11 protein-coding genes are annotated in these 15,451 nt (G+C 69.5%); all 11 read left to right on the plus strand.

The window, feature by feature from the left end; translation table 11 throughout:
* Positions 1-6 precede the first annotated feature (6 nt).
* Positions 7-825 carry an enoyl-CoA hydratase/isomerase family protein gene (locus tag GXN78_RS38440; protein WP_164256311.1) on the plus strand — a complete coding sequence of 273 codons (819 nt, stop codon included), beginning with the start codon at positions 7-9 and terminating at the stop codon, positions 823-825.
* Positions 826-1,139: 314 nt separating this feature from the next.
* A complete protein-coding gene (locus GXN78_RS38445; protein ID WP_106556896.1) occupies positions 1,140-1,979 on the plus strand; it encodes an oxidoreductase in 840 nt (279 codons plus the stop codon).
* A gap of 10 nt (positions 1,980-1,989) precedes the next feature.
* On the plus strand, positions 1,990-3,345 hold the full coding sequence (locus tag GXN78_RS38450; protein WP_106556897.1) for a hypothetical protein: 1,356 nt from the start codon (positions 1,990-1,992) through the stop codon (positions 3,343-3,345).
* Positions 3,342-4,739: an acyl-CoA reductase gene (locus GXN78_RS38455; RefSeq protein ID WP_106556898.1), complete on the plus strand. Its 1,398-nt coding sequence runs from the start codon at positions 3,342-3,344 to the stop codon at positions 4,737-4,739. The genes GXN78_RS38450 and GXN78_RS38455 overlap by 4 nt, the downstream gene beginning before the upstream one ends.
* A gap of 29 nt (positions 4,740-4,768) precedes the next feature.
* Positions 4,769-5,539, plus strand: coding sequence for a helix-turn-helix domain-containing protein (locus tag GXN78_RS38460; protein WP_146163048.1), 771 nt, complete (start codon positions 4,769-4,771; stop codon positions 5,537-5,539).
* 81 nt (positions 5,540-5,620) lie between these two features.
* Positions 5,621-7,096 (plus strand): MFS transporter, encoded by a 1,476-nt coding sequence (locus GXN78_RS38465; RefSeq protein WP_106556900.1) that lies wholly within the window; start codon positions 5,621-5,623, stop codon positions 7,094-7,096.
* Positions 7,097-7,233: 137 nt separating this feature from the next.
* Positions 7,234-8,940 (plus strand): DUF1302 family protein, encoded by a 1,707-nt coding sequence (locus GXN78_RS38470; protein WP_164256313.1) that lies wholly within the window; start codon positions 7,234-7,236, stop codon positions 8,938-8,940.
* A 22-nt stretch (positions 8,941-8,962) separates the two neighbouring features.
* Complete coding sequence (locus tag GXN78_RS38475; protein ID WP_106556902.1) at positions 8,963-10,324, plus strand: DUF1329 domain-containing protein; 1,362 nt, start codon at positions 8,963-8,965, stop codon at positions 10,322-10,324.
* A 45-nt stretch (positions 10,325-10,369) separates the two neighbouring features.
* Positions 10,370-11,461, plus strand: a complete 1,092-nt coding sequence (locus GXN78_RS38480; RefSeq protein WP_106556903.1) for a YCF48-related protein — start codon at positions 10,370-10,372, stop codon at positions 11,459-11,461.
* 7 nt (positions 11,462-11,468) lie between these two features.
* A complete protein-coding gene (locus GXN78_RS38485) occupies positions 11,469-13,907 on the plus strand; it encodes an MMPL family transporter (RefSeq protein WP_106556904.1) in 2,439 nt (812 codons plus the stop codon).
* 61 nt (positions 13,908-13,968) lie between these two features.
* Positions 13,969-15,414: an MFS transporter gene (locus tag GXN78_RS38490; protein ID WP_106556905.1), complete on the plus strand. Its 1,446-nt coding sequence runs from the start codon at positions 13,969-13,971 to the stop codon at positions 15,412-15,414.
* Positions 15,415-15,451: the final 37 nt, after the last annotated feature.

Genomic DNA, 15,451 nt, shown 5'->3' on the forward strand with positions numbered 1-15,451 from the left:
GCGACGATGGCCCGCGTCCTATCCAAGCTCTGGCGTGACGGCGTGCTGCAGCTCGTGCTCGAGCATGCCCCGGTGAACAGCCTCTCGCATCCGATGCGGCTCGCGCTGTGGGAGGCGCTGGAGGCGGCGGATGCCGACCCTGCCGTGCGGGCGATCGTGATCGGCGGTGCCGGCCGCGGCTTCTCGGCCGGCGGCGACTATGCCGAGCTGCGCTCGCCGCTGCAGCAGCAGTGGCCGGCGCTGTCAGCCCACCTGTTCCCGCGCATCGAGGCGTGCACGAAGCCGATGATCGCGGCCATCCACGGCTTCGCGATCGGCGGCGGCTTCGAGCTTGCGCTGGCCTGCCACTACCGCGTCGCGCAACGCGACGCGCGCATCGCGCTGCCCGAGCTGAAGCACGGCGTCGTGCCGCCCAGCGGATCGCAGCGTCTGCCGCGCGCGGTCGGGGTGGGGCGCGCACTCGCGCTGATCCTGGCGGGCGAGCCGGTGCGTGCGGACCGCTACGCCGACACGCCCTTGTTCGATCGCCTGTGCGAGGCCGACCCGCTGGCTGCCGCGCGTGCCTTCGCCGCGGCGATGGATCGGGACCGGCCGCCGGCATCCGTGCTGTTGCGCCATCGGCCGCTGGATCGTTGCGGGGCGGCAGAGGCGATCGCTGCGTATCGAGCCAGGCTGGGCGATGCGGGCGTGCCGAATCAAGCTGCGCTGGGGTGCATCGACGCGGTCGAGTGCGCTGTGAACGCCGCGGACTTCGATGGCGGGCTCGCGGGTGCCAAGCGGATTCACGATGAGCTGTCGGTCCGTGCGAGGGCGGGCACCGGGTAGGGCTCGCGCTGCAAATGGGCTGAACGCCGACATGCGATGTGCGTGCCCCGCCTTGTCCCCTCTCCCTCTGGGAGAGGGCTAGGGTGAGGGCACCGGGCGCATCCATTGATACAGATAAACATATCACTCCCGACGAGTCCGCAGCCCCGCCGAGATCACCTGCTGCCTGTGACGATTGCAACCAATCAGGTCAGTCCGGGTAAACCCGATTGCACCCACTCGCCCCGCCGTCGAATATTCGCCAAGATAATCAAAAACAGAACGTTGTAAACATATATGAACGCTCCGTCACCAACGATCAAAGGAATCCCAAGATGACAAATTGGCTCATCACCGGCGTCTCGAGCGGCTTCGGCCTCGAGCTCGCCCGGGCCGCGCTCGCGCGTGGCGACACCGTCGTCGGCACCGTGCGCCAGGCTGCGCAGGCCGATCGCTTCGAGCAGCTCGCCCCCGGCCGCGCCCATGCGCTGCTGCTCGACGTGACGCGCATCGACCAGGTCGAGCCGGCCGTGCAGAAGGCCCTGAAGCTCGCCGGCACGATCGACGTGCTGGTCAACAACGCCGGCTATGGCCTCTTCGGCGCGATCGAGGAAGTGTCCGACGCCGAAGGGCGCCAGGTGATGGACACCAACCTCTTCGGCCCGCTCGCGGTCGTGCGTGCGCTGCTGCCGCACCTGCGCGAGCGGCGCGCCGGGCACATCTTCAACGTCGCCTCGGTGGCCGGCGTGATCGGCTTTCCCGCCTGCGGCCTGTATGCCGCCTCGAAGTTCGCGCTGGAAGGCGCGACCGAGGCGCTGGCGACCGAGCTGGCGCCCTTCGACATCCGCGTGACGATCGTCGAGCCGGGGGGCTTTCGCACGCAGTTCGCCGGCGGCTCGCAGCGCCAGGCGGCCCTGCGCGTCGAGGCCTACGCCGGCACGCCCGCGCACAAGGCACGCGACCACATCGCCCACTACCACGGCCACGAGCCGGGCGACCCGGCCAAGGCGGCGGCCGCGATCATCCGGGTGCTGGAGGCGCCGCAGCCGCCGCTGCGGCTGGTGCTCGGTGCCGACGCGGTCGGCATGCTGCGCGGGGCCTACGAGTCGCGGGTGAAGCAGCTCGCCGAGTGGGAAAGCGTGTCGGTGGCGACGGCCATCGACGCCGGCCAATGAGGAGGCCGGCATGACACCGATCCGCAAGCAACTGGTCGACATGATCCTCGACCCCGACCTCGCCTACGACCTGCCGGCCGCCGACGTCGAAGCGCTGCAGCTGGGCGCGGCGCAGGAGCTGTTCGAGGAGCGCCAGGCGCAGATCCCGCTGCTCGCGCGCCGCGCAGAAGACGCCGGCATCGAGCGCATCGGCCGGCTGGAGGACCTGGTTCCCCTGCTGTTCGCGCACACGGTCTACAAGTCCTACCCGCCGTCCTTCGTCGAGAAGGGGCAGTGGGGCCGCATGCTGCAGTGGCTGAACACGCTGTCGGTGGCCGACACCACCGGCGTGAACGTCGAGGGCGTGAAGGACGTCGACGACTGGCTCGCGCGGCTGTGGGAGGCCGGCCATCGGGTGCTCGCGACCAGCGGGTCCTCGGGCAAGTGCTCGTTCCTGAACCACACGGTGGGCGACCACGACCTGAAGAAGCGCCACTTCAAGTACTCGGTCGGCTGGCCCTACGTGCGCTCGAATGCCGACCGCACGGTGTTCTGGCTCGGCCCGTCCCGAGGCACGAGCAGCGCGACCGAGGCAGCCCAGTTCAACTTCGAGAACTTCGGCAAACCGGGGCAGACCTTCGCGCTGACCGACCAGCCGCTGCGGATCGCCGACGTCAGCCGGATGGCGGCGATGCGCAAGAAGATGGCCGATGGCAGCGCGACGCCCGACGAGATCGCCGCCTTCGAGCAGGAGGCCGCGCGCAGGGGCGCCGAAGGGCGCGAGGGCTTGCTGAAGCTGCTCGACACCATCCTCGACCGCCGCGCGGAGCCGATGCTGATCTCCGGCATGTGGGCGCAGTACATGGGGCTCATCGCCCGGGCGCGCGAACGCGGCATCGGCGACGGCGCCTTCCACCCCGACACCGTCGTCAACGCCGGCGGCGGCATCAAGGGCGTGGCCCTGCCGCCGGACTACAAGGAGCAGGTCGACCGCTTCTTCGGCCAGGTCGTGCGCCCGGGCAACTACGGCATGACCGAGCTCGCGCAGGTGATGCCGCGCTGCGAGGCCGGGCGCTACCACCGCGCGCCGGCCTTGATCTGGCTGATCATCGATCGTGATGGCGAGCGACTGTTGACGGCCAACGATGGCGAGGATGGCGTGGTCGAGGGCCGCTTCGCCTTTCTCGACCTGCTCTACGAAGGGCGCTGGGGCGGCCTCATCACCGGCGACAAGGTGACCGCGGACCTGAAGCCGCGCTGCCCCTGCGGCCGCCGCGGGCCGACGCTGTTCGACAACATCACGCGCTTCGCGCAGCCGGGCGAGGACGATCACATCGGCTGCGCGGGCACGATCGACGCCTATGTCCGTGGAGCGATCGCAGCATGAACACAAGCACTCTTGCGACCCCCGCGGTCCCCGTCTGTCACGTCGTCAAGGGCAAGGTCGTCACCGGCGCGGCTCACGAGTTCGGCAGCCCGCAGGCGCGCTTCGCGACCCCGGCGCTGGACCTGAACGATCTGGTGTGGACACGCCGCGAGCCTGGCCCCGCCTTCGACACGCCGCTGGCCGAGATCATCGACGTGCTGGTGGCCACCGGCGAGCGGCTCAAGCGCGACCCGGACGGGCTGCTCGCCGAGGCGCTCGATTTCAGCGTGCGCACCAGCCCGCTGCCGCGCGACGTCCTGGAGCGCTCCTATGCCGGCCTGGGCCGCGCCTTCGACAACCGCGGCCTGCTCTTCCAGGTCGAGCAGGAGCTCGGCGGCGCCGACGTGCTGGACGGCTGGCGCCTCATCGACAACGCGCCCAGCGGTCGCACGCACCGGATGCGCGCCTTCCCGCCGCGGCTGATCCACGTGATCGCCGGCAACGCGCCGGGCGTGGCCGCGATGTCGGTGGTCCGGGGCGCGCTGACCAAGGGCGTGCACCTGATCAAGCTGCCTTCCAACGATCTCTTCACGGCCACGGCGATCCTGCGCACCATGGCGGCGGTCGCGCCCGGCCATCCGCTGGTGCGCTCGTTCTCGGCGGCCTATTGGCGCGGCGGCGATGCCCAGATCGAGAGCCTGCTGTTCCGGCCGCAATTCTTCGACAAGGTGGTGGCCTGGGGCGGCGAGAGCACGATCCGCAGCGTCAAGCAGTACATCGGCCCGGGCTTCGAGCTGGTGGCCTTCGATCCGAAGACCTCGATCTCGCTGATCGGCCGCGAGGCCTTCGCCTCCGACGCCGCACTGGCCGAGGTGGCCGAGCGCGCCGCGACCGACGCGACGATCATGAACCAGCAGGCCTGTGCGTCGAGCCGCGTGCAATTCGTCGAGGGCTCGGTCGAGGAGGTCGATCGCTATTGCGCGCTGCTGCAGGCGCGGCTGGGTGTGCAGCGCGAGACCTGCTCCGCGATCGGCAGTCCGCTGCCGGCCGATCTGCGCGACGAGATCGACGGCCTGCGCGGCATGGAGCCGCACTACCGCGTGTGGGGCGGCTACGAGGGCCGGGGGCTGGTGATCCGCTCGGAGGAGCAGGTCGACTTCCATCCGGACGGCCGCGTGGTCAACGTTGTGCCGGTGGCGAGCCTGGCCTCGGCGGTGGGCTGCGCCAACGTTGCGACGCAGACGGTCGGCGTCTACCCGCCGAAGCGCAAGGCGGAGTTGCGCGACGCGCTCGCCGCGGCCGGCGTGCAGCGCATCGTCGAGCTCGGCAAGGCGGTGGCCTTCGAGGCGGGCATCTCGCACGACGGCTTCCTGCCGCTGAGCCGCTTCGTGCGCTGGGTCAACGACGAAGGTTGATCGCCTGCACGGGGCTTGCCGCTGATATCGTGAAAGATATCGACCCGCAGGCCTACCCGATGACCGAACCAAGCACCTGGAGCAAATCCTCATGGGCCGAGTTGCTGAAGGAGAAGCGCGCCGCCGCGGGATGGTCGCAGCGCGAGCTGGCCCAGCGCGCCGGCGTGCACCAGCCGCAGATCGTGCGCGCCGAACGCGGCGAGGACCTGCAGCTGTCGGTGCTCGCGCGCATCGCGGCGCCGCTGGGCTTGGCGCCAGGGCTGGCCTCCATGGCGTCGGTGGCGGACGACGACGGTGTCGTGCAGCCCAACCTGGAGAGCTGGCGCCGTGCCTGGCCGGAGGTCGATCCGCAGGTGTTCGCCGTGCTGGCGCGCCTGTCGCGCCTTGGGGCGCACGTCGAGCGCGGCATCGCGTCGCTGGCCGCCGCGCAGGGACTGAATTCCGGCGAGGTGATGGTGCTGGGCGCGCTGCGGCGCATGGGGCCGCCCTTCGAGAGCACGCCCACCGGGCTGAAGGAGCGGCTGTGGATCTCGCTGCCGGGGCTGAAGAAGCGGCTCGACAGGCTGGTCGCGCGCGGGCTGGTGGAGCGGGTCCACAACCCGCTCGACCGGCGCGGGCAGATGGTCCGCATGACCGCGCTCGGTGACCAGGCGCTGGACCGCCTGATCGCCCACCCGGCGCCGGTCTTCAAGGCCGTGCGGGCGTTGCCGAACGACGAGCGCCGCGCGCTGTCGAACAGCCTGAGGCGCCTGCTGCAGCAACTGGAGGGCGCTGTCGAAGGTCCCTTCGACGGGCTCTAGACCTTCCGATCCACCGCCTTTTGCAACGAATCGCAAGGGCAGGTGACAAGGGTCCCGGAGACGGGGCACCAGGAGACGTTCGTGAAACAAGATTCCCCCACGCCGGCCGAGAATCGGCGCTGGCTTCTGATCCTCGCCGTGCTGGTGTTCGCCGAGGTGAACAGCTCCTTCGAGGTCGGCATGATGTACGGCGCCCTGGCCACGCTGATGCGCGAGTTCGGCGATCCGGTCGGCGTCGGCTGGCTGATCACGGCCTTCCTGCTCGTCGGCGCCGTGTCGGCCGGCCTGAGCTCGCGCCTGGGCGATCTGTACGGCCGGCGCAGGCTGCTGATCCTGACGCTGGCGTTCGCGCTGGCCGGCTCGCTCATCGGTGCTTTCGCCACCAGCCTGCCGTGGCTGATCGCCGGGCGCGCGGTGCAGGGCATGTCGGCGGCGCTGCTGCCGCTCACCATCGGGCTGGTGCGCGAGCATCTGCCGAAGGCGCGCGTGCCGGTGGGCATCGGCTGGGTGGCTGCGATGGCGAGCTTCACGGCCGGCGCGGGCATCCTGCTCGGGGGCTGGCTGGTCGACCATGCGGGCTGGCGCTGGATCTTCTGGTTCTCGGTCGGCCAGACGGCGCTGTCGATCGTCGCGGTTGCGACGCTGCTGCCGCCCTCGGTGCGGCAGGCGGCGGTGGGGCGCCTCGACCTGCTCGGCGGCGTGCTGTTCGCGCCCGGTGTCGCGTTGCTGCTGTGGGCCGTCACGCGCATGAAGGGGAGCGGTCCGGCCGACCCGGTCACGCTCGGGCTGATCGCGACCGGCCTGCTGGCGATCGCGGCCTGGGTACGTCACGAATGGCGCCACCCGCAGCCCATGATCGACGTGCGCCGCTTCGCCGAACGCCAGGTCGGGCTGGCGATGGGGCTGATGGCGCTGTTCGGTCTCGGCACGGCGCAGCTGATGCTCGTGATCCTGCTGCTCGCGCAGCAGCCGGCGTGGACCGGCATCGGCCTCGGCCTCACGGCCACGCTGGCCGCAACGATCAAGGTGCCTGCCAGCATCGCAGGCCTGTTCGGAGCGCCGTGGAGCGGGCATGTCGCGGCGCGGCATGGTGCGCGGCGCGCGGCGCTGGTCGGCAGCGTCGTGATCTGCGCCGGCTGGGTGGGCGTGCTGCTGCACCACGACGCCGTGTGGCTGCTGGTCGCGGAGGCCTTCCTGATCACCCTCGGCGGATCGATCCTCTATGCGGCAATCCCCAACCTGATCGTCGAGGTCGCGCCCACGGATCGCACCAGCGAGATCAACGGCATGTCGCACGTCGTTCGCACCGTGGGCACCGCGATCGGCACGCAGCTCGCGACCCTGCTTCTGGCCAGCTCGACGGTGAGCGACGCGGCCCGGGGCGCCGGCACGCATCCGAGCCCGGCCGCCTATGCGCTCACCTTCGCCTTCGTCATCGCCTGTGCCGGCGCCGGCGTGCTGCTCGCCATTGCCTTGCCGCGCCGCAGCAGCGCGGGGGCGCCGTTGCAAGTGCCCTCGCAGGTGGCGGGCCGATCCGAGTCCACGGGTAATTACTGATAGCCCTTGGTTGACGTTCCGGAGGGCCTGTGCAACCATACGAACACTGTTCGATTATTGGCATGACGCACCGACCACCCAAAAAGGCGTCGCGCCGGCCCCGCCAGATTTCCCATTCCTACAAAACTGGAGACTCGATGAGCAAAGAACGAGGGACTCGCCGCCGCGCTACGCGCAGCGAACACGCCTTGAAGGCGGCCTGCATCGGTGCGGCGGTGGCCATGGCCGCGCCCGCGGCCGCCTTCAAGATCGACACCGGCTCGCCCGACCTGGAGATCACGCTCGACACCACGGTGCGCTACAACGCCGCGATGCGTACCGGCGAGCGTGACCTGCGCCTGGTCAACTCGCCGGCGGTGGACGAGGGCAACTGGCTGTTCGGCAAGAACGACACGACGCTGTCGCGCTTCGATATCTACTCCGAGTTGGACTTGAGCTACAAGAGGAACATGGGCTTGCGCCTCAGCGCAACAGGCTGGTACGACAATAACTTCCCCGACAGGAGCCGCAGCGACCCGCGCTTCGCGACCGTTCCGAACTATGCGCGCAACGAATTCACTGGCTACATCGACCGCTACTACAAGGGCCCTTCCGCCGAGTTCATGGACGCCTTCGCATGGACCAACCTCGACTTCGGCGGCACCTCGCTGAACCTGAAGGCCGGCCGCTTTGCCTGGCTGCCGGGCGAATTCCTGTTCGGCAATGGCGGCAGCGTGTCTTACTCGATGGCGCCCAACGACGGCCGCAAGTCGGACCTGAGCCCGGGCGCCTCGGCCAAGGAAACGGCGCTGCCGATCGGCCAGGTCGGCGCCACCTGGCAGCTCAACAACGCGTGGTCGCTGATGGGCCAGTACACGGGCGAATTCCGCTCCTCGCGCATTTCCGAAGGCGGCACCTTCTGGCAGGTCAACGACACCGCGCTCGAAGGCCCGCAATTCATTTCCAATCCGGCCGTTCCGCGCGCCCCTTCCTTCAAGGGCGACAAGGGCGACATCGCGCTGGGCCTGAAGTGGTCGCCGGAAAAGCTCGAGGGCGACGCCTTGGGCCTGTGGCTGCGCCGCTTCGACGACAAGAATCCCAGCTGGCTGAGCCAGATCGGGGTCAACGCCAACGGCTCGCGCATCGGCCGCGCGGTCTATGCGAAGGACATCGAGCTCATCGGCCTGACCTACAACACCTTGCTCGCGGGCTGGGGCACCGGCATCGAGCTGAACTACCGCCGCAAGATGCCGTTGAACGTGCGCAGCGGCTTCGCCTTTGGGACTTTCCCCGGCCTCGTCAGGGACCCCGGCATGGAAGGCCCGCGCGGCAACACCGTCCACTTCCTGATGAGCGCCGTTTCGACGATCAACAAGAACGCGCTCTTCGACTCGGGCTCGATCGCGCTGCAGTTCGACGCCATGCACCTGGACAAGATCACCAGCGGCGCCAGCCTTTACAACGGCCGGGGCGGCAACCCCGCCTGCACCGACAACCTGGTGCTGCGCGGCTGCTCGACGCGCAACGCTGCCAGCATTGCCCTGTCGTTCACGCCGACGTGGCAGCAGGTCTTCCCGAGCATCGACATCTCGACGCCGCTGTTCGTGACCTACGGTTTGTCGGGCAATGCCGCCGCAGTCGGCGCCGGCGTCACGCCCAAGGGGTCGTGGCTGGTCCGCCCGGCAATCCGCATCGAGTACCTGGCCGGCAAGTACAAGCACCAGTTCGACCTGGCCTACACCGCGCGCGGCGGCAAGACCGGCAACATCGCCACCGGCCCGGGCGCAGCGCCGTTCTTCGCCTCCGGCCTGGCGAACTTCCGCGATCGCAACTACCTGAGCTTCACCTACCAGACCGCGTTCTGAGCAGCACTTCGAAGGAATCGAGATGAACATTCGACGCATCGCAACCGCCGCGCTGTGCCTCGGCATCGGCGCGAGCTTCGTGCCCGCAGCCAACGCCGACGACGGCGATCGCCTGCCCTGGGGCGCCGTGAAGGCCGGCAACAAGGACGGCAGCATCGCGGCCTGGGACGGCGGCCTTCCGGCCAACACCAGCCCGCCCGGCTTCAAGAAGGACTCCGGCTTCTGGACCGACCCCTACGCGGCCGACAAGCCGCTCTACACCGTGACGGCAGCCAACATGGCGCAGTACGCCGACAAGCTCTCCGAGGCGACCAAGGAGCTGCTGAAGCGCTACCCGACCTTCCGCATCGACGTCTACCCGACACGCAGGCCGGCCAACTACTCGGCCTGGTTCGTCGAGAACACCCGCAAGAACGCTGCCGGCCGCTGCAAGGCAATCGAGGACGGCGAAGCGGTGACCGGCTGCTTCGGCGGCACGCCCTTCCCCGCTCCGAAGACCGGACAGGAGGGGATGTGGAACATGATGCTGACGAACAAGGGCGCGTCTTCGTGGACCTACGGCCAGGCCTGGTACGTGGATGGCGGCGGCAACAAGGTCATGACGGCCGAGGTGAACAACCGCAACCAGAACGACTACTTCAACCCGAAGCTCACTTCCGAGGAGTTCTACGCCAGGGGTGGCCAGTACTTCATGAACAACAACATCTACACCGCGCCGGCGCGGATCACCGGCGAGGGGAACCTGCAGCGCAAGTTCATCAACCCGGTGCAGCAGCCCGACAAGACCTGGGCCTACACGCCGGGCCAGCGCCGCGTGCGGTTGTCGCCGGATGCGAGCTACGACTTCCCGGTCGCGACGGCCGCCGGGGCCATGCTGTACGACGAGATCTATGCCTTCTCGGGCCGGCTCGACCGCTTCGACTGGAAGCTGGCCGGCACGAAGGAGATGCTGATCCCATACAACAACTACAAGTACCTGGCCGGCAAGCCCGACGACATCCTGATGAAGGGCCACCCGAACCCGGACGCGATGCGCTGGGAGCTGCACCGCGTCACGGTGGTCGACGCCACGCTCAAGCCGGGCGCGCGCCACGTGGCCGCCAAGCGCCGCTTCTACATGGACGAGGACATCCCCGGCGCGGTGGTGATCGACGCCTGGGACGCCACCGGCAAGCTCTCGCGCGGCATCCTGAACCCGACGGTCTGGGCCTACGACAAGCAGGCGGTGGTGCAGGGCGGTACCTTCTACTTCGACTTCGGCACCGGGGCCTGGTACAACTCCTCGATCCTCGGCGGCTACAAGGGCCTGTTCATGGACATCGACACGGTCGATGCCGACGCCTTCTACAGCCCCGAAGGCCTGGCACGCCGGACCCAGCGCTGAGTGCACGCGAGCGTGGCCCAGGGTGCATCGTTATCCGCTCGCGCCATGCGGCACGTGAGCGCCCTCGCGACGATCGCGGCCTGCCTCTGTGCATCGGTCGTGGCCGGCGCGGCGGGCCCGTCCGCACCCGCCTTCGTCGATCCGCTCGATGCACCGGCGCGCATGTCGCCGCGCGCGCTGCGGGCGCCGGTTTTTGCGCTGGCGGTGGTCGATGCCGAGCATGTCGTCGCCGTCGGCCCGCGTGGCCACATCCTGCGCTCCGCGGACCGCGGCAAGACCTGGGAGCAGCGGCCCGCGCCGGTCAGCACCGACCTGCTCGCCGTGCAGTTCCCGTCCCCCACGCAGGGCTGGGCGGTGGGCCACGATGGCGTGGTGCTGCACAGCACCGACGGCGGGCTGAGCTGGCGCCGCGTGCTCGACGGGCGCAGCCTCGGGACGATGATGGTGTCGTACTACGAGAAAAAGGGTGCTGCCGCCGACCCGGCGCTCGCGCGGGCGCGCGACGACGCCAAGCGCATGGCCGAGGACGGCCCGACCCGGCCCTTTTTGGCCGTGCACTTTCGCGATGAGCGCGAGGGTTGGGCGGTCGGCCAATTCAACCTGATCCTCCACACGGCCGATGGCGGCGCGACGTGGGAGCCGTGGCTCGACCGCACCGACAACCCCGACGGCTATTCGCTGCATGCCATCCGCCAGGCCGGCGACCAGGTGGTGATCGTCGGCGAGCTCGGTCTGGTCATGCGCCTGGATGCGGCGGCCGGGCGCTTCGTGCGCATCCAGACGCCGTATCCCGGCACCTGGTTCGGCATGGCGGCTTCGAAGGACGCGATCGTCGCGCTCGGCCTGCGCGGCACGGCTTGGCGCTCGGCCGACGCCGGCGCGAGCTGGAAGCCGCTGGCCACCGGCACCCATGCGGCCGTGAACGGCGGCGTGGTCCTGCCCGATGGCCGCCTGGTGCTGGCCACGCAGGCGGGCGAGCTGCTGGTCGGCACCGCGCTTGGCGACAGCTTCGTGCGGATGGCGCCGATGCCCGGATTGGGCGCGGCTTTCGACGTGGTCTCGATGGAAGCCGACTGGCTGCTCGTCGCCGGCCCTTCCGGCGTACAGCGGCTGGCGATGGCGCCGGCGGCGAGGTGACACAGCGATGAACATCGGCAGCGACGAGACCTTCGAGGTCATCCCGGATCCCGCCCGCTTCGACCCGCGCTCCGGCAATGCGATCGAACGGCTCATCTTCAACCACCGCCGGGTGATCCTCGTCGCCTTCGCGCTGGTGTCGATCTTCCTCGGCTGGCATTCGATGCAGCTGAAGATCAACGCCAACTTCGAGCGCATGATCCCGCGCTCGCACCCGTACATCCAGAACTACCTCGACAACAAGACCGAGCTGCGCGGGCTGGGCAACCAGCTGCGGGTGGTGGTCGAGAACACGCAGGGCGACATCTACGACGCCGAGTACCTGAAGTTCCTCGCGTCGGTCAACGATGCGCTCTACATCATGCCGGGCGTCGACCGGCCCTGGCTCAAGTCCCTGTGGACGCCGGTGCTGCGATGGGGCGAGGTGACCGAGGAGGGCATGCGCGGCGGCCCGGTGATGCCCGAGCGCTTCGACGGTTCGCCGGTCAAGCTCGAGGAGCTGAAGGCCAACATCGCGCGCTCCGGCGCCGCCGGCCGCATCATCAGCGACGACCAGCGCTCCTCGATGATCGTCGTGCCGCTGCTCGACCGCTATGCCGACAGCGGCGAGCCGATCGACTACCTGAAGCTGTCGCGCGCCCTCGAGGAACAGGTGCGCGCCAAGAGCACCGGCAAGTTCCGCGTCTACATCGTCGGCTTCGGCAAGCTCGTCGGCGACCTGATCGAAGGCCTCACAACGGTGATCTCCTACTTCGCGATCTCGGTCGCGATTGCGGCGCTGTTCGTGTTCCTCTACACCCGCTGCCTGCGCAGCACCGTCGTGCTGGTCGTCACCGCGGTGCTCGGCGTGATGTGGCTGATGGGGCTGCTGCAGATCCTCGGCTACGAGCTCGATCCCTATTCGATCCTGGTGCCCTTCCTGCTGTTCGCGATCGGCCTGTCGCACGGCGCGCAGAAGATGAACGGCATCATGCAGGACGTCGGCCGCGGCACGCACAAGTACGTCGCCGCGCGCTACACCTTCCGGCGGCTGTTCCTGGCCGGATTGACGGCGCTCCTGACCAACGTGGTCGGCTTCATGGTGCTGATCATCATCGACATCCCGGTGATCCGCGACCTGGCGGTGATGACCAGCATCGGCGTCACCGGGCTGATCTTCACGAAGCTGGTGCTGATCCCCGTGCTGCTGTCGTACACCGGCGTCAGCCCCAAGGCCGCGCAGCGCTCGCTGAATGCCGACGCGGCCGAGCACGCCGGGCGCTCCGCAATGGGCCGCGTGTGGGGCGCGCTGGAGCGGTTGACCGAGCGGCGCTGGGCCCTGGTTGCCATCGCGGCGGCGGCGCTGCTCGGCGCCGGCGCTTTCAGCCTGCGCACGGGCCTGAAGATCGGCGACCTCGACGAAGGTGCGCCCGAGCTGCGCCGCGACTCGCGCTACAACCTCGACAACGCCTACATCGCGCGCCACTACGGCCTGTCGAGCGACCAGTTCGCCGTCATCGTGAAGACGCCGAAGAGCGCCTGCGACCGCTACGAAGGCCTGGTCGAAGCCGACCGCCTCGGCTGGGAGCTCGAGCATGTGCAGGGCGTGAAGGCCGTGACCTCCTTCGCCGAGCAGACCAAGCGCGGGGTCGCCGCCTCGAGCGAGGGCTACTTCAAGTGGAACACGCTGGCGCGCGACCCGCGCATCCTCGGCCCAGCGGCCAACCGCGTGATCCAGGACAACCCGGACGCGATGAATCCGAACTGCTCGCTGTTCGCGGTCACGGCCTACCTGAGCGACCACCGCGCCGACACGCTCGATCGCGTGCTGAAGTCCGTGGAGGGCTTCGCCGCGACGCACAGCCGGCCCGGGGTCGAGTTCCTGCCCGCGGCCGGCCCGGCCGGCATCGAGGCGGTGACCAACATCGTGGTGCGCAAGTCCTTCTACATCATGCACGTGGTGCTCTACATCGCGGTGACGCTGCTGTGCTTCATTACCTTCCGCTCGTGGCGCGCGGTGGTGGTGGCGCTGGTGCCGCTGTTGATCACGTCGATTCTTTGCGAGGCGATCATGGTCGTGATGGGCATCGGCGTGAAGGTTGCGACCTTGCCCGTCATCGCGCTCGGCGTGGGCGTCGGCGTCGACTATGCGCTGTACCTGCTGTCGGTGCAGCTCGCGGTGCAGCGCCGCGGCGGCAGCTTGCGCGATGCGTACAAGCACTCGCTTGAATTCACCGGCAAGGTCGTCGCGCTGATCGGCGTGACGATGGCCGCCGGCGTCGTGACCTGGGCCTGGTCGCCGATCAAGTTCCAGGCCGACATGGGCATCCTGCTGACCTTCATGTTCCTGTGGAACATGATCGGCGCGCTGGTGCTGATCCCGGCGCTGTCGCACTTCCTGCTGCGCGATGTGAAGCAGCGCGGCGCGAACGCGGCGCCGACGGCAGCTGCGGCGCACGCAACGTGAGCCTCCGGCCGGCCGCTCCGAAGGGGGCTTGCATCGCAGTCCTAAGCACGAAGGTTTTCCAATGAACCACCCGGGGGCGCTGCCAGGCGCAGGCCGCGGCCATTCGATCGTCGTCGCGCTGGTGTTCGCGGAGATCATCAGCTCCTTCGAAGTCAGCATGATCTACGCGGCCCTGCCGACGCTGATGCGCGACTTCGGCGATCCGGCCGGCGTGGGCTGGCTCATCACCGCCTATCTGCTGGTCGGCTCGGTCTCGGCGGGCCTGTCGTCGCGGCTGGGCGACCTGTTCGGGCGCAAGCGCCTGGTGCTCGCGATGCTGGCTTGCTCGGCGACCGGGTCGCTGATCAGCGCGCTGTCGAGCGAGCTGCCGGGCCTGATCTGCGGCCGTGCCCTGCAGGGCATGTCGGCGGCCTTGCTGCCACTGGCCATCGGCATCGTGCGCGAGCGCTTGCGGGCCGAGCGGGTGCCGGTGGCCGTCGGCTGGCTCACCGCGATGGCCACCTTCAGCGCCGGCGCCGGGCTGCTGCTCGGCGGGCTGCTGGTCGACCATGCCGGCTGGCGCACCATGTTCTGGTTCGGCGCGGTGCACGGCGTCGTGGCGATGCTGCTGGTCGCGCGCTGGGTGCCGGCCTCGGCCGCCACCGCCGCCGGCGCGCGGGTCGACTGGATCGGCGGCATGCTCTACGCGCCGGCGGTGGCCGCGCTGCTGTGGGCCGTATCGCGGCTGAAGGCGCATGGGCTGGGCGACGCCGCGACGCTCGCTGCGCTGGCCGGCGGCGTGCTGTTGCTGGCCGTGTGGTGGCGCCACGAGTGGCGGCACGCGCAGCCGATGATCGACGTGCGCCGCATCGCGACCCGCAAGGTCGGTCTGCCGATCGGCCTGATGTTTCTCTTCGGCCTCGGCACCTCGCAGACCATGCTGGTGCTGATGGCGCTCGCGCAGCAGCCGTCGTGGACCGGCATCGGCCTGGGCCTGAGCGCGACGATGGCCGGCCTGCTGAAGCTCCCGTCCAACTTCATGGGCCTGTTCGGCGCGCCGTGGGGCGGCCACCTCGCGGCGCGGCATGGCGCCCGCAGTGCGGCGCGGCTCGCCACCCTCATGATCGTCGCCGGCTGGCTCGGCCTGACCGCGCTGCACTCGAGCGCCTGGATGCTGGTGGGGTGGGTGATGCTGGCCTCGCTGGGCGGGGCGATGCTGATGTCGGCGGTGCCGAACCTGCTGGTGGAGGTGGTGCCCGTCGAGCGCACCAGCGAGTTCGTCGGCCTGGCGCAGGTGGTGCGCACCCTCGGCACCGCGATCGGCACGCAGGCCGCCAGCGTGCTGCTGGCGCTGGCGGTGGTGCGCAGCGGCACGCAGCCGGAGGCGGTTTATCCGAGCGCCGATGCCTATCTATGGACGATGGCTGCCATTACGGCTGTGTGTGTGCTGTGCGGGCTGGTCGCATGGGTGCTGCCGCGGCGGCCGACGCGGGCGGCGGATGCGGACGGGCAGGCTTTGATGGCGTAGGGGAGGCGCGGTCGATGCAGCGGTGGACTGAGGACAT

Source organism: Variovorax sp. WS11, assembly GCF_010499245.1.
Taxonomy (GTDB): Bacteria; Pseudomonadota; Gammaproteobacteria; order Burkholderiales; family Burkholderiaceae_C; genus Variovorax.